The 22,190-nt window shown below is 74.1% G+C and carries 20 protein-coding genes; 11 read left to right on the forward strand and 9 right to left on the reverse strand.

The window, feature by feature from the left end; genetic code table 11:
• Positions 1-46: 46 nt before the first annotated feature.
• Positions 47-700: a dihydrofolate reductase family protein gene (locus tag ACFXOZ_RS21890; RefSeq protein ID WP_380528659.1), complete on the reverse strand. Its 654-nt coding sequence runs from the start codon at positions 698-700 to the stop codon at positions 47-49.
• Positions 701-977: 277 nt separating this feature from the next.
• Here ACFXOZ_RS21890 and ACFXOZ_RS21895 point away from each other — a divergent pair, with 277 nt between their 5' ends.
• The 7 genes from ACFXOZ_RS21895 to ACFXOZ_RS21925 all read left to right on the forward strand — a co-directional run bounded on the left by ACFXOZ_RS21895 (position 978) and on the right by ACFXOZ_RS21925 (position 6,815).
• Positions 978-2,054: a phosphatidylinositol-specific phospholipase C domain-containing protein gene (locus ACFXOZ_RS21895; protein ID WP_380592135.1), complete on the forward strand. Its 1,077-nt coding sequence runs from the start codon at positions 978-980 to the stop codon at positions 2,052-2,054.
• 32 nt (positions 2,055-2,086) lie between these two features.
• Positions 2,087-3,274 carry a DUF6183 family protein gene (locus ACFXOZ_RS21900; protein WP_380592137.1) on the forward strand — a complete coding sequence of 396 codons (1,188 nt, stop codon included), beginning with the start codon at positions 2,087-2,089 and terminating at the stop codon, positions 3,272-3,274.
• A 100-nt stretch (positions 3,275-3,374) separates the two neighbouring features.
• Positions 3,375-3,767, forward strand: coding sequence for a ribonuclease domain-containing protein (locus tag ACFXOZ_RS21905; RefSeq protein WP_380528664.1), 393 nt, complete (start codon positions 3,375-3,377; stop codon positions 3,765-3,767).
• Positions 3,768-3,937: 170 nt separating this feature from the next.
• Positions 3,938-4,288 carry a 5-carboxymethyl-2-hydroxymuconate Delta-isomerase gene (locus tag ACFXOZ_RS21910; RefSeq protein WP_380528666.1) on the forward strand — a complete coding sequence of 117 codons (351 nt, stop codon included), beginning with the start codon at positions 3,938-3,940 and terminating at the stop codon, positions 4,286-4,288.
• A 145-nt stretch (positions 4,289-4,433) separates the two neighbouring features.
• A complete protein-coding gene (locus tag ACFXOZ_RS21915; RefSeq protein ID WP_380592139.1) occupies positions 4,434-5,027 on the forward strand; it encodes a hypothetical protein in 594 nt (197 codons plus the stop codon).
• Between the two features lie 73 nt (positions 5,028-5,100).
• Positions 5,101-5,622, forward strand: coding sequence for a hypothetical protein (locus tag ACFXOZ_RS21920; RefSeq protein WP_380592141.1), 522 nt, complete (start codon positions 5,101-5,103; stop codon positions 5,620-5,622).
• Entirely contained in the window at positions 5,622-6,815 is a 1,194-nt protein-coding gene (locus ACFXOZ_RS21925; protein ID WP_380592143.1) for an MAB_1171c family putative transporter, read from the forward strand. Before ACFXOZ_RS21920 ends, ACFXOZ_RS21925 begins: the two co-directional genes overlap by 1 nt.
• A gap of 405 nt (positions 6,816-7,220) precedes the next feature.
• Here ACFXOZ_RS21925 and ACFXOZ_RS21930 read toward each other — a convergent pair whose 3' ends face one another.
• Both ACFXOZ_RS21930 and ACFXOZ_RS21935 read right to left on the reverse strand, forming a co-directional pair.
• Complete coding sequence (locus ACFXOZ_RS21930) at positions 7,221-8,162, reverse strand: NmrA family NAD(P)-binding protein (protein WP_380592145.1); 942 nt, start codon at positions 8,160-8,162, stop codon at positions 7,221-7,223.
• Positions 8,159-8,983 carry a polysaccharide deacetylase family protein gene (locus ACFXOZ_RS21935; protein ID WP_380592147.1) on the reverse strand — a complete coding sequence of 275 codons (825 nt, stop codon included), beginning with the start codon at positions 8,981-8,983 and terminating at the stop codon, positions 8,159-8,161. The genes ACFXOZ_RS21930 and ACFXOZ_RS21935 overlap by 4 nt, the downstream gene beginning before the upstream one ends.
• Positions 8,984-9,082: 99 nt before the next feature.
• On the opposite strand from ACFXOZ_RS21935, the gene ACFXOZ_RS21940 reads away from it, so the two are divergent.
• The gene (locus ACFXOZ_RS21940; RefSeq protein WP_380528677.1) at positions 9,083-9,433 is read left to right on the forward strand and encodes a winged helix-turn-helix transcriptional regulator; all 351 of its coding nucleotides are present in this window, start codon (positions 9,083-9,085) and stop codon (positions 9,431-9,433) included.
• A 49-nt stretch (positions 9,434-9,482) separates the two neighbouring features.
• Here the strand turns inward: ACFXOZ_RS21940 and ACFXOZ_RS21945 are convergent, their stop codons facing one another.
• Entirely contained in the window at positions 9,483-11,222 is a 1,740-nt protein-coding gene (locus tag ACFXOZ_RS21945; RefSeq protein ID WP_380592149.1) for an Imm49 family immunity protein, read from the reverse strand.
• Positions 11,223-11,514: 292 nt separating this feature from the next.
• Between ACFXOZ_RS21945 and ACFXOZ_RS21950 the strand changes: the two genes are divergently transcribed.
• Positions 11,515-12,960, forward strand: coding sequence for a serine hydrolase domain-containing protein (locus tag ACFXOZ_RS21950; protein WP_380592151.1), 1,446 nt, complete (start codon positions 11,515-11,517; stop codon positions 12,958-12,960).
• A gap of 120 nt (positions 12,961-13,080) precedes the next feature.
• Here ACFXOZ_RS21950 and ACFXOZ_RS21955 read toward each other — a convergent pair whose 3' ends face one another.
• Positions 13,081-15,561 (reverse strand): RICIN domain-containing protein, encoded by a 2,481-nt coding sequence (locus ACFXOZ_RS21955; protein ID WP_380592152.1) that lies wholly within the window; start codon positions 15,559-15,561, stop codon positions 13,081-13,083.
• A 233-nt stretch (positions 15,562-15,794) separates the two neighbouring features.
• Here ACFXOZ_RS21955 and ACFXOZ_RS21960 point away from each other — a divergent pair, with 233 nt between their 5' ends.
• The gene (locus tag ACFXOZ_RS21960; protein WP_380592154.1) at positions 15,795-17,876 is read left to right on the forward strand and encodes an alpha-galactosidase; all 2,082 of its coding nucleotides are present in this window, start codon (positions 15,795-15,797) and stop codon (positions 17,874-17,876) included.
• Positions 17,877-17,996: 120 nt separating this feature from the next.
• Entirely contained in the window at positions 17,997-18,572 is a 576-nt protein-coding gene (locus ACFXOZ_RS21965) for a helix-turn-helix domain-containing protein (RefSeq protein WP_380528686.1), read from the forward strand.
• 59 nt (positions 18,573-18,631) lie between these two features.
• Here ACFXOZ_RS21965 and ACFXOZ_RS21970 read toward each other — a convergent pair whose 3' ends face one another.
• From ACFXOZ_RS21970 to ACFXOZ_RS21985, 4 genes are all read right to left on the reverse strand, one after another.
• Positions 18,632-19,519, reverse strand: a complete 888-nt coding sequence (locus tag ACFXOZ_RS21970) for a dihydrodipicolinate synthase family protein (RefSeq protein WP_380528688.1) — start codon at positions 19,517-19,519, stop codon at positions 18,632-18,634.
• A gap of 1 nt (position 19,520) precedes the next feature.
• The gene (locus tag ACFXOZ_RS21975; protein WP_380592156.1) at positions 19,521-20,357 is read right to left on the reverse strand and encodes an aldolase; all 837 of its coding nucleotides are present in this window, start codon (positions 20,355-20,357) and stop codon (positions 19,521-19,523) included.
• Between the two features lie 186 nt (positions 20,358-20,543).
• The gene (locus ACFXOZ_RS21980) at positions 20,544-21,032 is read right to left on the reverse strand and encodes a hypothetical protein (protein WP_380592158.1); all 489 of its coding nucleotides are present in this window, start codon (positions 21,030-21,032) and stop codon (positions 20,544-20,546) included.
• Positions 21,029-22,144 (reverse strand): molybdopterin-dependent oxidoreductase, encoded by a 1,116-nt coding sequence (locus tag ACFXOZ_RS21985; protein WP_380592219.1) that lies wholly within the window; start codon positions 22,142-22,144, stop codon positions 21,029-21,031. The genes ACFXOZ_RS21980 and ACFXOZ_RS21985 overlap by 4 nt, the downstream gene beginning before the upstream one ends.
• Positions 22,145-22,190 lie beyond the last annotated feature (46 nt).

Genomic DNA, 22,190 nt, shown 5'->3' on the forward strand with positions numbered 1-22,190 from the left:
CAGCGCTGCACGGGGCGGCCGCCCGTCGGCTGTGGGCCGGCCTCGCTCAGGCGCGGGCGCGGCGGGTGAAGGTGAGGTGGGTCACCCCGCTCGGGCTGCTCACCGCCTCGGTGTCGAAGCGCTCCTCCAGCCCCTCCAGCCCGGCCCAGAGCGACTCGCCCCGGCCCAGCACGATCGGCACCACGACCACGTGCAGGTGGTCGACCAGGTCGGCCTCCAGGAAGGCCCGGACGGTGCGCGGCCCGCCGCCGATCCGGACGTCCAGGCCGCCGGCCGCCTCCCGGGCCCGCCGCAGCGCCTCCTCGGGGGAGGCGTCGACGAAGTGGAAGACCGTCCCGCCCTCCATCTCCACGGTCGGGCGCGGGTGGTGGGTGAGCACGAAGACCGGGGTGTGGAACGGCGGGTTGGGGCCCCACCAGCCCTGCCAGGCCTCGTCCTCCCAGGGGCCGCGCTGCGGGCCGAACTTGTTGCGGCCCATGATCTCGGCGCCGATGCCCTCGGCCCAGGTGCGGGCCATCGCGTCGTCCAGCCCGGTGCCGCCGCCCTCCTGGCCGGTCATCCGCCGGAAGGTGCGGGTGCCGAAGAACCACTGGTGCAGCCGGTGGGCGGCGTGCCCGAAGGGCTGCTCCAGGTTCTGGCCCTCGCCGGTGCCGTACCCGTCGAGGGAGATCGAGAAGTTGTGGACCCGGACCAGGGACATCGTGCGCCTCCGCTGCTCGTGGCTCTCGGGCGCCCGGTCACGGCCGCCCGCTCGCGGGCCACGCTAGCGCCCGGGTACGACGGATCTGACGAACCGTCACGGAAGGGGCGCGGCGTGCCGCGGGCGGCGGCCGCGGCGGCCGGAACCCGGGGCGGAGGTGGCGAAGCCGTCACGATATTGTCGTGCCTTCTTCACGAGGTGCACGCCCGGTCCGGCGATGCTGCCTCCGGCGGCGCGCACCCGCGGCCGTCGTGACCTTCCCGGGGGGACGATTCCGATGACCGTACGCCGTACCCTGGCGGGCCTGCTGGCCGCCGGCCTGCTCGCCACCGCCGCGGCCCTGGTGCCCACCGCGGCCCTCGGCGCCGCCGACACCGACGACGGCACCGGGGCCCTGCCGTTCGGCTCCGCCACCACCGTCGGCCTGCACAACACCTACGAACCGGCCGCCTACCCGTACCTCGCCCAGAGCCTGGACACCGGCACCGGCATGATCGAACTCGACCTCTGGACCGACACCGTCACCCACGAGTGGAAGGTCAGCCACTCCAACCCGCTCGGCAACTCCAACAACTGCACCGCCGCCTACACCCCGGCCCAGCTCTACGGCGGCGGCACCAACAAGAACCTGGAGCACTGCCTCGACGACGTCCGGGTCTGGCTCGGCGCCCACCCGGGCGCCGGCCCGCTGGTGATCAAGCTGGAGGTCAAGGGCGGCTTCGCGGCCAACCTCGGCATGGGCCCCGACCAGCTGGACACGCTGATCGCCGCCCACCTCGGCGACGCGGTGCTGCGCCCGGCCGACGTGCTGGCCAAGCCCGGCGGCGGCGCCTACGCCACCGTCGACGAGGCCGTCCGGGCGGGCAACTGGCCGAGCCGCTCGGCCCTCGCCGGGCGGGTGCTGCTCTACGCGATCCCGGGGACGGTCGAGGAGCACAACCCCTTCGACACGCTGCACACCGACGTCGAGTACGGGCGGCACCTGCGCGACCTGGCCGCCTCCGGCCGGATCGGCCGGGCCCAGCTGTTCCCGGCCGTGCACGGCGCGGCGGCCGGCGACCCGCGCGCCAAGTACACCGGCGCCGACGCCGGGATCCGCCCCTGGTTCGTGGTCTTCGACGGCGACGCCGCCGGCTACCTGAACGGCATCGACACCGCCTGGTACGACCGCTCGCACTACCTGCTGGTGATGACCGACGCCCAGAACGTGGCGCCGAAGATCAGCGCCACCGACCCGACCGTCGACCAGGCGAGCGCCCGTACCGAGCAGCTGGCCCGGGCGCACGCGAGCATCGTGTCCAGCGACTGGCGCAGGCTCCCGGCGGTGCAGTCCCTGGTGCTGGCCCGGGGCTGACCGGCGACCGGGCGGTCGTAGGCTTCGCCCTCGTGGCGAAGACGATCGAACAACTGGTGGCCGGGCTGGCCGGGACGTACGAGGTCAGCGAGGTGTGCCTGCTGCTCGAAGCGCACCTGGAGCGCGGCGACACGGCCTTCCACGTGGAGGTCGGCGCCGCGCTGCACCGCCGCTACGGCTCGGGCTGGGCGGGTGCCGAGCACGCCTCCCTCTACGACCACGTCCTCTGGGACGTGATCAGCACGCCCGGGCGGGTGCACGTGGAGCACGCGTTCGCGCTCAAGCCCGCCGTCAGCCTGCGCCCCGGTCGGCCGCTCCACCGGACCGCCGCCGTACTGGCCGAGTACCAGCCGCTGGAGGCGCTAGCCTGGGTGTTCGAGGCCCCGGCCGGCCATCCCCGGGTGCCGGAGGAGCTGCGGGCCTGCCTGGTGCAGGAGTTGGTGCTGCGCGGCGCCCCGGTCGCGGAGCTGCCCGCAGCGCGGGCCTGGGCGGCGGCCTCGCCGTACTGGGCCGCGCACCCGCTGGCCCGGCTGCCCTGGACCCTCGACCCGATCGAGGGGAAGCCCCTCATGGCGCACTACTCCCGCGGCGCGGTGGCGTTCGGCGTCCCGTACGCACTGCCGGAGGGCGACCGGATCGCGGCGGCCGGCCGGGTGGCGGTGGAGATCGGGGCGGACGAGCCCGGGCTGACCGTGGCCCTGCGGCGCTGGGCCCGGCAGTTCAACGGGCAGCTGGAGGCGGCGGTGTTCGAGGCCGAGCGGCCGGTCGCGCCCGCGGAGCTCCCGGGGACGCTGGCCGGGCTGCCGCTGGACTGCATGTCCGGGGAGGGCTGCCGCGGCCCGCTGGGCGGCGTGGACGGCGTGGACGAGGCCCACGGCGGGGCGCATGCCGCGCACCTGGCGGTCGTGCCGACCACCGCCGCCGCGGTCTGGCGCCAGCTGTTCGTCGCCGCCTCCAGCGGCGCCGGCGACGAACGCGTGTGGTCGTACGGCGGCTACGGCCGGCTGGAGGCCTGGCGCTCGCTCGCGGCCCTGGTGGGCGCGGGCCCGGAGGACCGGGTGGCCGAGGTGGCGCGCCGGGCGGGGGAGTGCGCCTGGTACGCCTTCACCATGTGCGGGGACTGGTTCATCCGCGACGACCTGGACCTCGGCTTCGCCGTCCTGGACGCCGGGCGCCGCCGGCTCGCGGTGATCGCCGCCACGGACTACCGGGGCGGCTGACCGGCCGGTTCAAGTCATCGGCGGGTACGGCGAGTTGACCGGAGATGAAGACTCCGGACGGGGCTTCCGGGGAGCTCCCGGGTTCGCCATCCTGTTTGACATGACCCGAACTCTACGCGCGTGGAAGACCCGTGCCGCCGCCGTCGCCGTGCTCTCCCTGGCCACCCTGGCGCCCGTCGCCGTCGCCACCGAGGCGCAGGCCGCGGTGAGCGGCAAGGTGTGCGTGTCCGCCCTGCCGTCCCAGGCCCGGACCACCCTCGGCCTGATCGCCAAGGGCGGGCCGTTCCCGTACTCCCAGGACGGCGTGGTGTTCACCAACAAGGAGCACGTGCTGCCCTCCCAGCGCTCCGGCTACTACCACGAGTACACCGTGGTGACCCCGGGCGCGCCGACCCGCGGCACCCGCCGGATCGTCACCGGCCAGCGCTCGCACGAGGACTACTACACCGCCGACCACTACGCGACCTTCCGCCTGATCGACTTCGGCTGCTGACCCGACCCGTCGCCCCCGGGCCCCGGCCGCGCGCCGGGGCCCGCTGCCGTTCCCGCCCCTTGCCCTTGCCGATGCTGCCGTTGCCGCTCACCGCCGTTCCCGCCGACCGCCGCGCGGGGCCCGGACGATAGGGTCGGCGCTGCCCGCCCGCACCCCCTCCGGAGGATCCCGTGCCGCAGCTCCTGGTCGACCACTCGGCCGAACTCGCCCTCGACCGGGACGCCCTGGCCGCCGAACTGCACAAGACGGTCACCGAGGTGATCGACACCACGGTGGCGGAGTGCAAGACCCTGTTCCGCCCGGCCCCGCACCACACCGTCGGTGACGGCGCGAGCGGTGAGGCCGTGGTGCTGGTGGAGGTGAAGATCCTGGCCGGCCGGACCGCCGCGCAGCGCGCCGAACTGACCGCCCGGGTACTCGACGTGCTGCGCTCCCACCTCGCCGTACCGACCGCGATCGGCGTGCAGGTCACCGAACTCGACCGCGACACCTACCGTTTCGTCCACCACCCGGGCCGCTGAGCGGCCGCCGGAGCGGCGCCCGCCCTCCTGCACCCGGGCCCGTCACGGAAGCGCCGCCCCCGCGCGCCAGCCCACCGGGCCGGTCCGCGCTACCGACCGGTCGAACACCGACGGTATCGTGACAGGGTCGTGGAGGGGGACGCACATGGTGAAGTCAGCAGCTGGTGACGGGACGGGCGGGCCGGAGCAGCCGGGGGAGCGCGCCTCGGCCATCGCCCGTCGGCTGGACCGGCTGATGGCCCGGGAGGCGACCAGATCGGGCGGCCGGCCCCCCGCCTACCGCGAACTCGCCGACCGGATCAACCGGCTGGCGGGGCGGGACGTCATCTCCCGTGACACCGTGCGCAACCTCCACCTCGGCCTGAACCAGAAGGGCCAGGCCTGCAACCCCACCGTGGACACGCTCGACTGGCTGGGCCGGGGCTTCGGCATCGGCGCCGGCGCGAGCTACTTCCTGGACGACGCCAAGGCCGCCGTGGTGGACGAACAGCTCGACCAGCTGGAGCGGATCGCCGAGTTGCGGCAGGCGCTGGGCAACGACGGGGTGGTCAACCTGGTCAAGCGGGCCTCCGCGCTGTCCGACGGCAGTCTGCGGGTGCTGCTCTCGCTCGCCGACAACCTCCGCAAGCTCGAACAGGACGCGAGCGGACAGGGCGCGAGCGGTCAGGGCGCGAGCGGTCAGGGCGTCGTCGGCAGGGGCGTGGCAGGTCAGGAGGCGGGTCCGACCGGCGCCGGATGAGCGGGAGCACCGCACCACGCACCACCGTCCCCCGACCGGCTCCCGCCCCTCGCTCCGAAGGAACACCCCCGCCTTGGCCTTCCCCCGCGGCCTGCGCCGACGCTGCGAGCAGCGGCTCTCCGGCCTGAGCCTGCCCGCCCCGTTCACCGTCGAGGGCTTCCGCGCCGCCCTGGAGCGCGAGCGGGGACGCCGCATCGTCATGGAGCCGCTGCCCGCCCTCGGCCCCGACCTGCCCTGCGGGCTGTGGATCGCGCTGCCCAGCGTCGACGTCGTCTACTACGAGGAACGCACCAGCCCCGCCCACCAGGACCTGATCAAGCTGCACGAGCTCGGCCACGTCCTGTGCGGCCACACCGGCACCCTCGAACTCTCCCGGCTCACCGCGCTGCTGCCGGACCTGACGCCCGAACTGATCGCCCAGCTGATGGGCGCGGGCCGCACCAGCTACCACACGGCTGAGGAGCAGGAGGCGGAGATGATCGCCCTGCTGCTCGCCGACCTGGTCGGCTCCACCACCGACCCGAGCCCGGTCTCCGACCGGCTGGCCGAGAGCCTGCTGCACCCGATACGCCAACCCCGGTGGAGGAAGTCCTGATGCGCCCGCTGTTCACCTGGCTGATGCCCTCACTGATCTGGGGCGTCGTGCTCTGGCGGGCCCCCACGGCCTTCACCACCCGGGCGAACCGGGCGCTGTGGGCGGCCTTCACGGCGATCGCCCTCGGGCTCAGCTGCCGTCCGGCCTTCGTCGAGCGGGCCCTGGGCGAGCTCACCGGCATCCGGGACGTCACCCAGCTGCTCAAGCACCTGGTCGGCATCGCCGCGGTGTACTTCCTGCTGGAGTACGTCCAGGAGGTGCGCCACCGCCCGGAGCGGCCCCGGGCCGCCCGCGCCCGGCTGCTGTCGGCGCTGGCCGCGAGCATCGTGCTGAGCCTGCTGTTCGTCTTCGCCCTCCCGCACGACGCCGACGGCGCCTTCGGCATCGACGCCCACTTCGGGGACCCGTGGGTGAAGGCCTACCTGTGCGTCTTCAACACCGCCTTCGCACTGGCCAGCGCACGGGCGATGGTGCTGTTCTGGTCCAACCGGGCGGCCGTTCCGCGCGGGGCGCTGCGGGTGGGGATCACCTGCCTGGCGGCCGCCGGAGCGACCGGCCTGCTGTACACGCTCTACCGGTACTGGTTCACCCTCGCCAAGGGCGACTCCACCCGCTTCGACGCCGCCGGGAAGCCGATCCCGCTCCAGGACACGGCGAGCGAGGTGCTGCCCGCCCTGATGCTGGTGCTGCTCGTCCTCGGCGTCACCATTCCGCCGGCCCGGACGGTGGTCGGCTACCTGCGCGACCAGTACGCGCTGTGGCGGCTGCACCCGCTCTGGGCGGACGTGGTGGCCGCCGTCCCCCAGGTGGTGCTGGGCACCCCGAGCAGCCGACTGCGGGACGTGCTGACCGTCCGGGACCGCTCGGTCGAACTCGCCCACCGGGCCTTCGCCATCCGGGACGCCGCCCTGGTGCTGCGCGAGGACACCCAGGGCTCCGGGTGCGATCCGGCCTGCGGGGACACCCGGGCCGCCGAGTGCGTCCCGACGCCCGCCGCCTGCGAGGACCTCGCCCGGGTCGAGGCCCGCTGGCTGCGCGCGGCCGTTCGCCACCGGGCCCGCGAGCTGCCCGCCCCCACCCCGCCGGCGGCCCTCGCCGCGACCACCGGCGGCCGCACCCCACGCGAGGAGATCGCCTGGATGCTGGCCGTGGCCGCCGCCTACCGCCGGCTCGGCGCGGACGGGACGGCGTAGCCACCGAAGGCGCCCCGTCGCCCAAGCTCTCCGGCCGACCGGCCAGTTGACGCACCGACGGGCCGGTCGGCGACTCTGTTCGCCGGTCAGTGCCGTACGGGAGGTGCGGTTTTCGGCTTCTGGCGATTATGATCGTCACCGCAGCGGGGGTGACCCGCCGGACCAACAGGGGGTCGGGGCATGTTCAGCACGGTCGACAGCCGCGGCGGACACCGCCGGAGCCGTGACACGGGCTGGAGCTAGCCGGGGGCACGACGGCCCTGTCCGGCCTGCGGGTGTCCGGTGGCCGGGTGGCCGTACGGAGCGTTCCCGTCCCACGGGGGTGGGCGCGAGCGCTCCGTACGGCCATCGAGCCGTCGCGGGACGGTCGTCGGCCGGCCAGGCGGCCGGGCCTTCGGGCGGGCGTCAGCCGGTGGGTGGCGGTCCGGTCCAGCCGGTGTGGTGGAGCCAGTCCTCGAAGGTCATCAGGGCGGGGTGCAGGCGGCGTAGGAGGTCGATGTCCCGGTCCCGCGTGTAGAGGTCGCGGTCGGCGAAGAACCGGAACATCGCCGCGTAGTCGTGGCCGAAGACGGGTCGGGCGGCGCGCAGTTCCTCGTGCGGCATCGGGACGTACGTGCTGGCGGTGCCCGTGACCCGGGTGAAGGTGGCGGCGATCTCGTCGCCGGTGAGGCTGTCGCCGATGACCGCGAGGTCGCGGGCACCCCAGGACTGCCAGTCGTCGAACATGCGGCAGGCGAACCGGGCGATGTCGTCGAGGGCGACGAGCGGGTAGCGGGCGGAGCCGAGGGGGAGCCGGAAGGTCAGGCCGCCCCGGCCGTCCGGTCGGGGGGTGAGCCGGTCCCGCAGGTTCTCGAAGTACGGCGCGGTGGTCAGGATCGAGACGTGCTCGGTGTACCAGCCGTCACTCTCCTGGCGGAGCATCTCCTCCGACCGCATCAGCTGGATGTGGGCGGCGACGGCCGCCTTGCTGTCGAAGTGCGGGACGGGACGGCCGGTCAGGGACACCGCGCTGTCCAAGGAGGACCAGATGAAGCGTTCCACCCCGGCCCGCGCCGCGGCGGCCAGCAGGTGCAGCCCCTGCCGGTACTCACCCACGGCGCTGCCCGTCGCGAAGAAGTCCGTGTTGGCGAACACGCGGTCGGCCTGCCCGATCAGGACGTCGAGGGCCGCCGGGTCGGAGCGGACCAGCCGCACGCGGCCGGGGGCGGTGGCGGCGAGAGCGGTGGCGTGGGCGGACTCCGGGTGGCGGGTGGGGACGGTGACGGTGGCGTCGGTGGTGGCCAGCAGGTGCCGGACCAGGTGGCTTCCCATGGCGCCGGTGCCGCCGACGACGAGGACGTGGGTCACGGCGTTCCTCCCCGCTGCGCCAGGACGTGCTCGGCCAGCTGGGCGTGGGTGGCGACCCAGACGTCGCCGGACTCCCGGAGGTGGTCGAGGATCTGGCCGACCATGCCCGCGAGGAGCGGCCGGCCCGCGACATGGGCGTGGACGGTGAGCCGGAAGACGCCCGGGCCGGGAGCGGCGAGCAACTCGTCCAACAGCGCGCGGTGCAGGTCGCGGTAGGCGTACGGGCCGGCCGCGGTGTCCCGGACGTCGGAGTGGTCGCCGTGCATGAGGGAGACCAGGGGACCGTGGGCGGTGGACAGGACCTGCGGGAGTTCGTGGTCGCAGTGGTCGCCGGTCCAGCGGTAGCCGGCCTCGGCGAGGAGGCCGTCGGTGTCCCGCGAACCGGTGGCGCGCGGGCTCAACCAGCCCGTCGGACGCACCCCGGTGACCTGGCGGAGGGCGTCCGTGCAGCGACGGATGTTGGCCCGCTCGGCGTCGACGTCGAGCAGTGCGGGCACCACGTCCTGGGCCCAGGAGTGCGCGGCGATCTCGTGGCCCGCCTCGTGCACGGCCAGGACGGTCCCGGGGTGCCGCTCGGCCACCAGCCCGTTCACGCCGACGGTGGCGGGCAGGTCACCGAGGACGGTCAACAGCCGCCGGATACCGGTGGTGACGCCGTAGTCCACCCAGGAGGCGCTGTGGGTGTCGTCGACGCCGGGCAGCGGCCACGCCGCGGCCATCGGCGCGTAGGCGGGCCAGTGCCCCGGTGACCACAGCTCCAGCGCGACGGTGACCAGCGCGGCGACCTTCCGCCCGCCCGGCCATGCGGATTCCGTTCCCATGCGGGTTCCCCCAGCTCGGTAGCTTCCGTGATGGACGTCATGGACGCTAGTGAGGCGGCGGTTACCTCCGGGTTCCCGGCGCTGGACTACCGTCGCACCATGCGTGAGTACCCCGGGAGCGACTTCCTCGCCGACTGCCCGGCCCGGTTGGCGGTCGAGGTCATCGCCGACAAGTGGGCCGTGGTCGTGCTGTTCGCGTTGAGCCGGAGGCCGTGCCGACACGGCGAGTTGGCCGAGTCGATCGGCGGGGTCTCGCGGAAGGTGCTGACCCAGACGCTGCGACGGTTGCAGGGGCACGGCCTGGTCGGCCGTCACGCCGGGGCCGGGAAGGTCGAGTACGCGCTGACGGACCTGGGCCGGACGCTGGTCGAGCCGATCGCCGTGCTCACCCGGTGGGGTCATGAGCACGGCGCGGCGGTGACGGCGTTCCAGGAGCCCGGGACGGACTGACCGCCCGCGGCCCCCTCCTCGCGTCCCCGGCTGCGAGGAGGGACCTACCTCAGGCGAGCAGGCGGGCCGGGAGGTACGGGGACTCGACGTGGACGGCCCAGCCCCGGCGCCGGGCGTGGCAGGCGAGGGCGAGGACGTCGAGGCTGATCGCGGCCTCGGCGTCGGTGGCGCGGTCGGCGACCGAGTGGTGGTCGCGGTGGGCTTCGAGGGCGTCGATCAGCGCCAGGTTGAAGCTGGTCTCGTCGCCCTCCACGAGCTGGGAGAAGAGGACCACCGGCGGGCCGGGGAAGCCCCACTCCTTCGTCCGCTCGGCCTCGCGCAGGGCCCGTTCGGTGGCCGGGAGCGGGTCGACGCCCCGGAAGTAGTCGTGCAGGGCGACGCGGTAGCAGGCGTACGCGGAGCGGTCGGTGGTGGAGTGGGTGGGGCCGGCGAGGACGACCGGGGCGAGGTCCTCGCGGACGCCCGTGATCAGGGCGAGGTCGAGGGCGAGCTGCCAGTGGCCGGGGCCGGTGTCCTCGTCCCGGGTGGCCGGGTAGCGGACCGTGCGGCCGCCGATGGTCACCTCGGCCTCGGTGCCGGGCTCGGCGAGGGCGATGCGGAACAGCGCGGCGCCCAGTTGGGAGGCCAGGCGCAGACCGGCGAGCTGGGTGTCGGTGACGTCGGCGGACTGCGAGGCGCGGGCCCGGAGGAGGAGCACCTGCTTGCCCAGGGCGCGGGCGAGCAGGGCGACGGTGTGGCGGTCCTCGGGCCCGGGGTCGATCGCCTCCCGGGTGCGCCGCTCGTACAGGGCCTCGCTGTCGGGGTGGAGGGGGAGGGCCGGGCTCGGCCGGTCGATGCGGACGGGGCCTGCGGCGAGCCGGGCGACGGCGTCGGGGCGCCGGTCGCGGCCGAGACCGGCGACCCGGGGGCCGGGGCCGGCGAAGCCGGTGACCAGGGCGTGCGGGAGGTAGTCGGTGTCGACGGCGGGGAGCCAGCCGTGGGCCCGGTGGGCGAGCGCGGCGAGGGCGAGCGGGAGCAGCGGGAGGAGGCTGCGGGGGCTGGTGCCGTCGGCGCGGTCGAGGAGGGCGAGCAACCCGGAGTCGAAGGCCGCGCGGTCCTCCGCCGCGAGGGCGCGCAGGGTGCGGAGGGCCTGGGTGGCCTCGCTGTCCCGGTCCTCGATCCGGGCCAGTGCGGCGTCGATGGCGGCGAGCCGCTGTTCGGCGGTCGCGGCTTCGGTCGGCTTGCTGTCAGTCGGCTCGCCGCCGGTCGCGTCCTCGTCGCGGGTACGGCCCAGGAGGTGGGCCATGAAGCCGTTGACGAGCTGGGCGGCGGAGTAGCCGCCGCCGGCGGGCATGGCCTGCCAGGTGAAGGCGAAGGCCTCGCCGTGCCGGGTGAACCGGTCGGAGAGGATCGCGAGGCAGAGCGCGTCGAGCCAGTACCGGGGGAGGACGAGGCTGCGCCGTACGCTCCCGTCCGCCTCCTCCGGGTCGTAGCTCATCCCGAAGTTCGGGTAGTCGAGGAACACCTGGAAGCCGTCGTACGCGTAGTACGCGGCGAAGGCGATGGCGCCGGCGGCGGCCTCGGCGGCGTCCTTGAGGACGGCCCGGGCCTCCGGGGTGTCGAGGGCGGGGGAGTCGGCGGAGAGCGCGCCGAGGTGGTCGAGGAACTCGTCGGCGATCAGCCGCCATTCGGTGGCGGTCATCAGATCGGCGCGCGCGTACGAGTGGACCATCCGTCCGATCCGGTCGGTGAAGCCCTCGCGGGCCGCCGAGACCGCCGCTCCGTCCACCTGGTGACGTTCGATCCGCACAGTGCCGCTCCTTGATCCCTTGCCCGGCCGTCAGCCTAGACGTGGGGTCCGACAGTGCGCGGTGCGGGGGGCGGTGGCGGCCATCCGATTTCAAACGATGTTTGAAAATGGTCGTGGGCGCGCTAGTGTCATGATCGGCGGCGGCGGAGCATGCGGGCCCGGGGCCCGGAATCCCGCCTGCCATGGAGAAGTTGACGGCCAGTCGTACCGGACTGTCCGCACGCGCCGGGTCCGCCGTCGCTGAACCGTCCACGGACCGCCCATGCATCGTCGTGACCGCGAGGGAGAGCACATGCCGGAGAAGCTGAGCCGTGAAGCGACCGGGGAGGCACCGGCCTTCGACACCGCCCGCTGGCAGGCCCGGCTCGACGGACTCCTCGCCGCCCACCGCATCCACGGCGCCACCCTGGCCGTGCTGGCCGGCGGTGAGATCCACGAACTGGCCTCCGGCATCCTGCACTCGGAGACCGGCGTGGCCGTGACCACGGACTCCGTGTTCCAGATCGGCTCCGTCAGCAAGGGCTACACGGCCGCGATGGCGGTGCTGCTCGCGGAGGCCGGAAAGCTCGACCTCGACGCGCCGGTCGTGGACGTCCTGCCGGAGTTCGCCGTCGCCGACACCGAGGCCACCCGCACCATCACGCCACGTCAACTCCTCAACCACACCAGCGGCATCGAGGGCGACTTCGTCAGCGACACCGGCCGCGGGGACGACTGCCTGGCCCGCTACGTCGAGGGCGCCCGTACGGTCGGACTGACCAACCCGCCCGGCGCGACCGTGTCGTACTCCAGCACCGCGTACAACGTCCTCGGCCGGATCGTCGAGGTCGTGACCGGCGGCACGTGGGACGAGGCGTTGAAGGAACTGCTCACCGGCCCGCTCGGGTTGGAGCACACCATGACCCTGCCGGAGGAGGTGCTGCGCTTCCGCGCCGCGATGGGGCACATGGGCGACCCGGGCGAGGAGCCGGTGCCCACGCCGCTGTGGAACATGATGCCGCGGTCGGCCGGCCCGTACGGCGGGATCTGCGCGACGGCGGCCGATGTCGCCCGGTTCGCGCGGCTGTTCGTGGACGGCGGCGCCGCGCCGGACGGGACGCGGGTGCTGCCGGAGGCCGTGGTCGGGGCGATGCTGAACCGCGAGGTCGAGATGCCCGACCAGTGGTTCCTCGGCGCGCACTGGGGGCTCGGCTGGGGGCTCTTCGAATGGGACGGCGTCCGGGGGGTCGGGCACGACGGCAGCACCTTCGGGCAGCTGGCGTACCTGCGGGCGATGCCGGAGAAGGGCGTCGCGGTGGTGCTGCTGACGAACGGCGGGGGAGCGGCGCCCAAGGTGTTCGAGGCGCTGTGCCGGGAACTGTCGGCGGAGCTCGCGGACGTGACGATGCCCGGCTTCGAGCCGCCGGCCCGGCCGCCGGTGGTCGAGCTCGGGGGATTCGTCGGCAGGTACCGCCGCGAGGGCTTCCTGATGACGATCGCCGAGAGCGGAGGTGAGGGTCGCGGCGAGGGCGACGCCGAGGGCGTGCTGACCCTGACGTACGAGGGCGCCGACGGCCTCGCGGGAACCTTCGACCCGCTGGTGTGGCAGCTGACGGCGGTGTCGGACGCCCCGGCGAAGACCGTCTTCGCGGGGCGTCGGAACGAGAAGGACGCGTGGATACCGGTGGTGTTCTACGCCCTGGCCGACGGGAGCCGGTACGTCCACTTCGGCGTGCGGGCCACGGCCAAGTCGGCGTAGCGACGCGGGCGTGAAGGGGCCCGGCAGCGGCGTCACCCACGCCACTGCCGGGCCCCTCGGCGCCTGCGGCCGCTCGCCGCTGCCGCCGGGTCAGCGCGTGCCGGTCAGTCGGTCAGTCGGTCAGTCGCCGACCGAGACCGTGGCCGTGCGGCCCGGGGCGAGGGTGACGGTGGCGGTGGTGTACGTCCGGCCGTCGACCGTCGTGGTGCGGGTCGGCTGCGGGTGGCCGTCGACGGTGAGGGTGGTGTGGGCGCCGGGGAAGCGGGCTTCCCAGGTGAGGCGGTCGGGGCCGGTGTCGGTGAGGGTGCTGCTGCGCTGCCCGTCGTGGCGGAGGGTGACGGTGCCGGAGCCGACGGGGATGTCGGCGACCTGGACCCAGCCGATGTCGGCGGGCAGCTGGGAGGTGGTGGTCAGGGCGTGGGCCGCGGCGTCGGGTTGGACGCCGAGGAGGCCCTGGACGGTCTGGGCGAGCAGGGTGAAGGGGAGCTCGGGGTAGTCGCCGTTGAGCATCCGGCCGCTGGCGTGGGTCCGGTCGACACCGTGGTAGATCTGCCGCATCCACTTCCAGGCGGTGGCGCCGTCGTGGTTGGCGAAGTAGGTGTCGGGCAGGTAGGTGAGGGCCTCGGCGTTGACGGAGGCCTGGGGGCCCGACTCCTGGGTGTCGATGTACCGGAGGTAGTCGTCGAGGCGGGGGCCGGGGGCGAGGAGCTTCTTCATCGGCATCAGCACGCTCGTCTCGTAGCCCCAGCCGCTGACCGGGCGGCCCTGGGTGTCGTAGCCGTGGACGAGTTCGGCGGGGTGGTCCGGGTCGGTGCTCCAGGTGGTGTTGACGTAGGTCCGCAGGGTGTCGGCGGCCTGCCGGTACCCGGCCGCGCCGGCGGTGTCGCCGCGGGCGGCGGCGAGGGTGGCGGCGGCGAGGTAGGCCTGGTACTGGGAGGCGAGGGCGTCGCCGGCCTCGGCGTAGGCGGTGGTGGCGTTCTCGGCGTAGCCGGCGGTGCCGGCGAAGATGCTGCCGCTGGTGGCCTGGGGGATCGGGACGCCGTGGTCGTCGATCGGCCCGGGGTGCCGGGTGATGAAGCTGCCGAGGGTGGTGCGGACGTAGTCGGTGAGGAGCGGGTCGTCGGCGTAGTCGCGGTCGCCGGTCCACTGGTAGGCCTCGCCGGTCTTCTGGACCAGTTCGAAGGGGGCGGGCAGCTCGCGGACGAAGCTGGTGGGGCCGTGGTAGTCGATGGCGGCGTTGGTCCTGGCGTCGAAGTTGAGCGCCCAGACCGGGTAGTCGCCGTTGAGGTCGGTGGCGGAGGCGGCGAAGGCGCGCAGCATGGTCTTGTTCTGGGCGTCCAGGCCGAGCAGGTGGGCGCCGACCAGCTGGTGGGCGAAGTCGCGGCTGTAGAAGGCGGAGCGGAAGGGGTAGCCGGCCCAGTAGGTGGTGTCGTAGGTGCCGGTGGAGGTGCCGCCGGTGTTGTTCTCGTCCATGTTCAGCACGCCGGGGGCGCCGGCCTGTTGGACCCAGCCGTTGGCCTTGGTCTTCGCCCAGTCGAACAGGGCCACCAGCTCGGGGTCGGAGGAGCTGATCCGCGGGTCGTTCGGGGCGGCGGGGGCCACGGACGCGTCGTCGACGTTGATCCAGCCGGACGGGGCGGAGCCGATGGCGAGGGTGATCCGGTCGCCGGGTGCGACCGTGACGCGGGGGAGGGTGTACCTGGCGTACACGGGTTGTTCGGGCAGGGTCAGGGACCGTACGACGGTGCCGTTGACGGCCACCGAGAAGCTGCCCCCGGCCGCGCCGGTGGCGATCCAGGCGGACAGGTCGTACGTCCCGGCGGTGACGGCGGTGAGCTGCCGGCTCACCCGGTGGTCGGGGCCCGCGTCGAGGTAGGCGAGGCGGCCGCCGTAGTGCGGGTTGTTGGTGGCGACGCCGGTGTGATCGGTGAACGTCCAGCCGGCGGTGCCCTGTTCGAAGCCGGGGTTGTCGAGGACCAGCGGCTCGGTGCGGGTGAGGGTCCAGCGCTGGTCGGGGGCGGAGTCGCAGCGGCGGGCCAGCACCGGCAGGTCGGCCCGGTCGGAGTGGTCGGTTCGGCCGGGGTGGTCGGCGGGCGTGGCGTGCGGCGCGGTGAGGCACTGGCCGTCGTCGAGGGCGGTCAGGGTGTGGCCGCCGCCGGGGGCCGGGGAGACGGCGAACCGTTCGTGGTCGGGGTGGCTGCCGCAGTCCTCGGTCACGGCGGTGCGGGCCCGTTGGTGCGCGGGGCCGGTGACGACCAGGCACTGCCCGGTCGCGGCGTTGACCAGGAGGTAGCCGGCGGGGGTCGCGGTCGCTCCCGGGGGCGGGGCGCCGGTCCGGCGCAGCTGCCAGCGCTGGCTCAACAGGCCCTCACAGGCGGCCCGGACGGCCGGGGTGCCGGGCCGGGCCTCGGCGAACCTCGGCCCGAGGCACCCGCCGCCCGGGGCCGCCCCGAGGACGTAGCCGCCGCCGTCCACCAGGGTGTCCTGGGCGGCCCGGGCCGGGGTCGCGGTGGTGACCTGGGCGCCGAGGACGGTGAGGGCGGCGAGGAGGGCGAGGCCGGACGGCAGTGCGGTGGCGCGGGCACGGGGCGCGGGGGGCATGCGGGCTCCTTGACGGGGACCTGAGCATTTGAACGTTCAAAATCGCGGCAAAAGCCTTGACTCATGTGATCGGTGACATGTGTTATTTCACATGTCGCATCGGAAGCCGTCAACGGAAAGCGCACGGGCGGCTGCCAGTCCCCCCGATTCCGACCGAGTGTCACCCCCGACCAAGAGCACCCCTGACCGAGCGTCACCCCCCACGCACCCCCACCACCCCCACAGGAGCGCACGTGCGCCTTCTCCCACGCCGCCTCGCGGTACCCCTGCTCGCTTCGGCCCTCGCCGTGACCGGCCTCGGGGCCCTCACCCTCGGAGCGGCCACCCCGGCCGCCGCGCTCGGCAACGGCAACGCCCTCACCCCGCCGATGGGTTGGAACTCCTGGAACTCCCTCGGCACCGAGGTCACCGAGCAACAGGTCGTCCAGACCATCGACTTCATGGCCGCCAACGGCCTGGTGGCGGCCGGCTACAACACCGTCACGGTCGACGACGGCTGGTCGCTCTGGCACCGCGACGGTCAGAGCGCCGACTTCGTCCGGACGCCGTACGGCTCGATGCAGCTGTACGACACTGCCGGGAACCCGGTCGCCGGGACGGACGGCACCGGCAACGACCCCACCTCCGGCCACCTCGTCCCGCGCCCCGACCACTTCCCCTCGCAGACCGTCGACGGCCGGACCGTCAACGGCATCCAGTACCTGGCCCAGTACGCCCACGGCAAGGGCATGAAGTTCGGGCTCTACGCCACGGACACCTACGAGACCTGCCAGATGCACCCCGGCAGCCTCGGCCACGAGGCCACCGACGCGGGCGACTTCGTCTCCTGGGGGGTCGACTACGTCAAGTACGACGACTGCCCGTACGGGCCGCAGATCACCGGCCCGGACGGCCACGACTACGCGACCCAGGGCGAGGGCAAGGAGCTCACCCGCTCCGTCTACGCCCGCGTCCAGACCTTCCAGCGGGCCCTCGACGCCGCCTCCGCCGCCCAGGGCCGCCCGAAGGTCACCCTCAGCGTCTCCGCCCAGCCCGCCCACACCGGCGTGCCCTACCTCCTCGACCCGGCGGACCCGGCCCGCACCGACCCGGTCGTCCGGGCGGCGGGGACGGCGCCGTTCAGCGCGCCCGGCTACGCCCCGACGGGCGTCTGGTGCGGCCAGGTGGCCAACCTGTGCCGGATCGGCGGGGACCGGGACAGCGAGCTCGACGGCGTGCTGTGGAACGGCCAGTTGCAGACGGCCCTGCGCTACCCCGGGAACGTGCGCCCGGGCAGCTGGAACGACCTCGACATGATGTACACCGGCTGGAACGACGTCTACGGCCTCTACGGCACCACCGACACCTGCACCTGCCACAAGCCGTTCACCGACGACGAGTCGCGCACCGAGACCTCCGTGCTCGCGATGCTCGCCGCCCCGCTGATCTCCGGGGCCGACCTGCGGACCGCCGCCCAGTCGCAGCACACCGACGGCGGCCACACCTGGTCCACCGGGATCGGCGCGTCGAGCCTGGCGGTCCTGGAGAACCGGGACGTGGTCGCCGTCGACCAGGACGCGCTGGCCCAGCCCGCCACCCTGGTCGGCGCCGCGCCCACGAGCAGCACGGCGCCGGTGGTGCTCAAGCGGCAACTGGCCGACGGGAGCACCGCCGTCCTGCTGGTCAACCAGGACCCGGCCGCCGCGCGCACGATCGGCACGGACCTCGCCTCGCTGGGGCTGACCGGCGGGTTCGGCTACAAGGAGCTGTGGTCCGGCGCGACCGGCACCGTGACCGGCAGCGCCGCGGTCGGCGGCACCTGGGTGCCCGCGCACGGCGTCGCGATGTACCGGCTCACCCCGCAGGCCGCGACCGGCCCGGCGACGGTCGTGGACGACGGCAAGTACCACGCCCTGGGCACGGGCGGCTCCGGCGGCCCGGTGCTGGAGGTCGCGGGCACGTGCAGCGCGCCGCTGGGCGCGGCCGCCGACGTCAACACCTGGTGGCCCACCCACACGTCGGAGCAGTGGATCTTCACCGGCAACCCGGACGGCACCGTGCGGATCAGCGACAACTGCGACACCGCCACCCACGTCCACACCGTCCTGGCGGCGGGCACCTCGCCGGGAGGCAGCGCCTACCTGCTGAACTACTCGCCGGGCAACCCGTGGCAGGAGTGGCGGGTCGTCCGGAACACCGCGACCGGGGTGCTCACCGTCACCAACGTGGCCACCGGGCTCGCGCTCGACGCGGGCGGCGGGGCGGCGGGCACGACGGTGACCACCGCGGCGCCGAACGGCGCTGCGGCGGGGCAGGGTTGGAGTGTCCTCTCGTAGCCCCGACCGCGTGACGTGACCGGGTGACGTGACCGGGTGACGCACCGCCGGGGCCGGGCGCCGGGGTCCGTGGTGGGATGATGGCCCGGACGGTTCCGCAGGTGAGGGGTGGCGCGGCGCATGAGCAGCAGGTTGCGGGTGCTGAGGCAGCAGAACCGGCTGAGCCTGGAGGCGCTGGCCGAGCAGGTCGGCGTCACCAAGAGCTACCTCTCCAAGGTCGAGCGCGGCCTCAGCGACCCGTCGATCTCGACCGCCCTCAAGCTGGCCCGCGCCCTCGGGGTCGACGTCGGCCGGCTGTTCTCGGACGAGGTCGAGCCGGAGCTGGTGACCGTGGTCCGCGCCGGGGAGCGGACCCCGATCGCGGGCGGGGCCGGCCCCGGCGCCCCGCACTACGAGGGCATCGCGACCGGCCTCAGCGGCAAGCGGATGGTGCCGTTCGTGATGTACCCGCCGACCGACGCCACCGGTTCCCCGTTCAAGTCGCACCCGGGGGAGGAGTTCTTCTTCGTCCACGCGGGCGCGGTGGAGCTGGAGTTCCCCGAGCGGACGGTGGAGCTGGGACCGGGGGACAGCGTGTACTTCAACTCGGCGGTGCCGCACCGCTGCCGGAGCACCGGTCCGGAGCCGGCCCACATCCTCTTGGTCATCCACGACGAGCAGGACGGCACCGTGGACCGGGTCCCCAGCCTGCCCTGAGTGCCTCAGCCTGCCCTGAGTGCCGCTGTTGCCCGGTTCCCCTGTTCCCCGGCGGGGGTTCAGCCGGTGGCGTCCGCCAGCAGCCGGGCCAGCTCCGCCCGGCGCTCCTCCGCCAGCGGCAGCAGCGGCGGCCGGGGCTCGCCGACGTCCAGGCCGAGCAGGGAGAGGCCCGCCTTGACCGTGGTCGGCAGCCCGCCGCGCATCAGGAACTGCAGGACGGGCAGCTGGCGGTAGTACACCTCGCGGGCCGCGTCCAGATCGCCCGTGCGCACCGCCCGGTACAGCTCCAGCGGGAGTTCGGGGATCAGGCAGGGCGCAGCCGTGCACCAGCCGCTGGCGCCGGCCGCGAAGGCCGCCAGCGCGAGCGGGTTGGAGCCGTTGTAGAACGGCATTGCGCCGTCGGAGAGTTGGGTGAGGCGGTGCATCCGCTGGATGTCGCCGCTGCTCTCCTTGACCATGGTGATGTTGTCGACGTCCCGGACCAGCCGGTGGATGAGCTCCGGCGGGAGGTCGACCCCGGCCGTCCTGGGGTTGTTGTAGATCATGATCGGGATGCCGACGGCGTCGGCGACGGCGGTGTAGTGCCGGGTGATCGCCTCTTCGTCGAGCGTCCAGTAGGAGAGCGGGAGGAGCATCACCACGTCCGCGCCGGCCTGTTCGGCGAAGCGGGCGCGGCGCACGGCGCTGCGGGTGGTGAGGTCGGCGATGCCGACGACGGTGGGGACGCGGCCCGCGACGGCGGAGACGGAGGCCTCGGCGACGGCGTACCACTCCGGGTCGTCCAGGTAGGCGCTCTCGCCGGTGGAGCCGAGCGGGGCGACGGCGTGGCAGCCGGAGACGACCAGACGGTCGATCAGTGCCGTGAGCCCGTCGAGGTCGAGGCCGCCGTCGGTGCGGGAGAACGGGGTCACCGGGTACGCGATGATCCCTTCCAGGGTGGTCGCCATGTCAGGACTCCTTCCGGGCGGGTGCGGCGGGTGTAGCGGGTGCGGCGGTCGGGGTGGTGAGGGCGTCGCCGTGGCCGGCGCGCAGGGCGCGGCGGGCGTAGTAGGCGAAGTTCGCCTGGCCGCGCTTGGGGGTGGAGATCCAGTCGTGGGCCTCCTGGGCGAGCAGGCCGGGGATCTCCTGGATCTTCCCGGCCGCGCTCGCCAGCAGCTGGAGCTTGGCGGCCCGCTCGAAGAGCAGGGCGAGGGTGCAGGCCTCCTCGACCGTACCCGTGGCGACCAACTGGCCGTGGTGGGCGAGCAGCAGGGCGCGCTTGTCGCCGAGGGCCGCGGAGATGATCTCGCCCTCCTCGTTGCCGACCGGGATGCCGGGCCAGGTCTCCAGGAACGCGCAGTCGTCGTACAGCGGGCACATGTCCATGTGCGAGACCACGAGCGGGGTCTCCAGCATGGACAGCGCGGAGATGTGCAGCGGGTGGGTGTGGATGATGCAGTTGACGTCGGGTCGGGCACGGTAGACCCAACTGTGGAAGCGGTTGGCCGGGTTGGCCATGCCGTCGCCCTCCAGGACGGTGAGGTCCTCGTCGACGAGCAGCAGGTTGTCCTCGGTGATCTCGTCGAAGCCGAGGCCCAGCCGCTGGGTGTAGTAGGTGCCGGGGCGTTCGGCGCGGGCGGTGATCTGCCCGGCGAGGCCGGAGTCGTGCCCGGCGTCGAACAGGATGCGGCAGGTGAGCGCGAGCTTCTGGCGCACCGTCCAGTCGTTGTCGGGTATCGCGGTCTGCATCCGGTGGTGGGCGAGTTCCACCAGTTCGGACTTGCTGGCCTCGAAGGTGTCGGTCATGGCCGTGGCTCTCCTCGGTGACGTGACGCGGTGGTGTCGCGTACGGTCGGGTGCGGTCAGGTGCGGCTGGCGTGCCTGTGGTTGTGCCTGCGGGTGTTCCTATGGGCGTGCCGCAACCGGGTGACACCTCGTTCACTGTAGGACACAAGGTGTCCTGCGTCCATGTCGCCTGCCGGAGAGGGCAGTTCAGCCGGCGGACCGGTGCTGGTGTCGTCGCTGGAACTGCCGGTGCCGTCGCCGCCGTCGGGCGAGCGCGATCAGCGCCGCGCACAGCGCGGTGGCGGCCAGCAGGAGCAGCCAGTTGCGCAGGTACGGCAGCGGTAGCACCGTCGGGTTGCCGGAGTCGCGGCCCGCCCGCAGGACGGCGGGCAGACCGACGGCGGTCAGCGCGGCGGCCACCACCAGCCAGCCGCGCAGCACCCAGCCGCGGGCCGGGCCTGGCGCGCGGAGGGCCGGGCCCGCTGCGCGGAGTGCGGCCGCCACGGCGGCGCCCGTCAGGCAGGCCAGCGGCAGCCACAGCCCGTCGTGCAGGACCAGGGCGCCGACGGCCCACCACAGCACCCCCGCGGGCTCGGTGACGTAGGCGTCGTCGAGCAGCCCGTACAGGCCGACGCCGGTCAGCGTCAGCCCGGCCGCCAGGGCCGCCCCGCGCAGCCAGGTCGCGAGCGCGGTCATGCCAGCACCTCGATCCGGGCCACCCACTTGGTCTGCAGCACGCCGGGCCGGTTCGGCGCGATGATCCGCGCGGGGAAGCCGTGGTCCGCGCTGAGCTCCTCGCCGTCCACCCGCAGCGCCAGCAGGGTGAGCGGGTCGGCGGCGTACGGGGCGGGCAGCTCGGACACCCGGTACGGCCCCTCGGCCTCCAGCGAGGTGACCCGTACGGCCGCTCCCGGCGGCGCCCCGGCCCGCGCCAGCAGGTCCGCCACCCGGACCCCGCCCCACCGGGCGCTCACGCTCCAGCCCTCGACGCAGGCGATCGGCAGCACCGCCTCGTGCTGGGGGAGTCGGCGCAGCTCGGCGAGCCCGATCCGGAACGGCCGGGGGCCGTCGACCACCAGCCGCCAGTCGGCGGGTACGGTCACCGTCCCGGCCTGGGCGGCCGTACGGTTGACCGGCAGGCCGCCCGCCCCCTGGCCCGGGCGGCGCGGGGCCAGCAGGTCCACCGCGCGCAGCCAGGGCACGGTCTGCCCGGCGGTGGTGAGCGTCACCGCGCCGACGGCCGCTCCCACGGCGGTCAGGAACCCCCGGCGCCCGGCCACCGCCGGGGTACCCCGGGCGCGCCAGTGCCGGGCGACGAGCGGTGCCTTGACGGCCAGGTGGACCAGCAGGCCGCCGATCGCGAGCCAGGCCAGCCAGAAGTGGGTCTGGCGGAACGGGAACGGCCAGGGGTACCACTGGAGCGTGTTCAGGAGACCGGTGCACAGCTCCAGCAGCACGGCCGCCACCAGGACGGCGATGCCCAGCCGCTCCAGGGCGTGCAGCACGCTGCGGGCGGGTGGCCAGTCGAACAGCCGGGGGTAGACCGTCCACAGCTTCGCGCCGGTCAGCGGGATCGCGGCGATGCCGCTGATCACGTGCAGTCCCTGGGTGATCCGGTAGCCGTCCACGGGCCGGGAGGGCAGGTGCGGTGCGAGCCAGTGCGGCGGGTCCTGGAGGAGGTGGCTGGTCAGGCCGGTCAGGAAGCAGACCAGCAGGGCCGCGCCGAGCCACCGGCCGAGCACGACGGCCGTGCGCGGCTCGTGCAGCGCGGAGGTGAACGTGCCGTCGCGGAAGGGGCCGCGTCGCAGGGAGTCGGGCGGGGGAGGGAGCGGGCGGTCGAGGCGGCGCCGGGCA

The organism is Kitasatospora sp. NPDC059160 (assembly GCF_042755465.1).
GTDB lineage: Bacteria > Actinomycetota > Actinomycetes > Streptomycetales > Streptomycetaceae > Kitasatospora.

What these genes read in the sequence shown, in the direction of transcription:
- ACFXOZ_RS21890 (WP_380528659.1), bottom strand. Translation starts at nt 700, where the DNA reads ATGTCCCTGGTCCGGGTCCACAACTTCTCGATCTCCCTCGACGGGTAC.
- ACFXOZ_RS21895 (WP_380592135.1), top strand. Translation starts at nt 978, where the DNA reads ATGACCGTACGCCGTACCCTGGCGGGCCTGCTGGCCGCCGGCCTGCTC.
- ACFXOZ_RS21905 (WP_380528664.1), top strand. Translation starts at nt 3,375, where the DNA reads ATGACCCGAACTCTACGCGCGTGGAAGACCCGTGCCGCCGCCGTCGCC.
- ACFXOZ_RS21915 (WP_380592139.1), top strand. Translation starts at nt 4,434, where the DNA reads ATGGTGAAGTCAGCAGCTGGTGACGGGACGGGCGGGCCGGAGCAGCCG.
- ACFXOZ_RS21925 (WP_380592143.1), top strand. Translation starts at nt 5,622, where the DNA reads ATGCGCCCGCTGTTCACCTGGCTGATGCCCTCACTGATCTGGGGCGTC.
- ACFXOZ_RS21935 (WP_380592147.1), bottom strand. Translation starts at nt 8,983, where the DNA reads ATGGGAACGGAATCCGCATGGCCGGGCGGGCGGAAGGTCGCCGCGCTG.
- ACFXOZ_RS21940 (WP_380528677.1), top strand. Translation starts at nt 9,083, where the DNA reads ATGCGTGAGTACCCCGGGAGCGACTTCCTCGCCGACTGCCCGGCCCGG.
- ACFXOZ_RS21950 (WP_380592151.1), top strand. Translation starts at nt 11,515, where the DNA reads ATGCCGGAGAAGCTGAGCCGTGAAGCGACCGGGGAGGCACCGGCCTTC.
- ACFXOZ_RS21955 (WP_380592152.1), bottom strand. Translation starts at nt 15,561, where the DNA reads ATGCCCCCCGCGCCCCGTGCCCGCGCCACCGCACTGCCGTCCGGCCTC.
- ACFXOZ_RS21965 (WP_380528686.1), top strand. Translation starts at nt 17,997, where the DNA reads ATGAGCAGCAGGTTGCGGGTGCTGAGGCAGCAGAACCGGCTGAGCCTG.
- ACFXOZ_RS21970 (WP_380528688.1), bottom strand. Translation starts at nt 19,519, where the DNA reads ATGGCGACCACCCTGGAAGGGATCATCGCGTACCCGGTGACCCCGTTC.
- ACFXOZ_RS21975 (WP_380592156.1), bottom strand. Translation starts at nt 20,357, where the DNA reads ATGACCGACACCTTCGAGGCCAGCAAGTCCGAACTGGTGGAACTCGCC.
- ACFXOZ_RS21980 (WP_380592158.1), bottom strand. Translation starts at nt 21,032, where the DNA reads ATGACCGCGCTCGCGACCTGGCTGCGCGGGGCGGCCCTGGCGGCCGGG.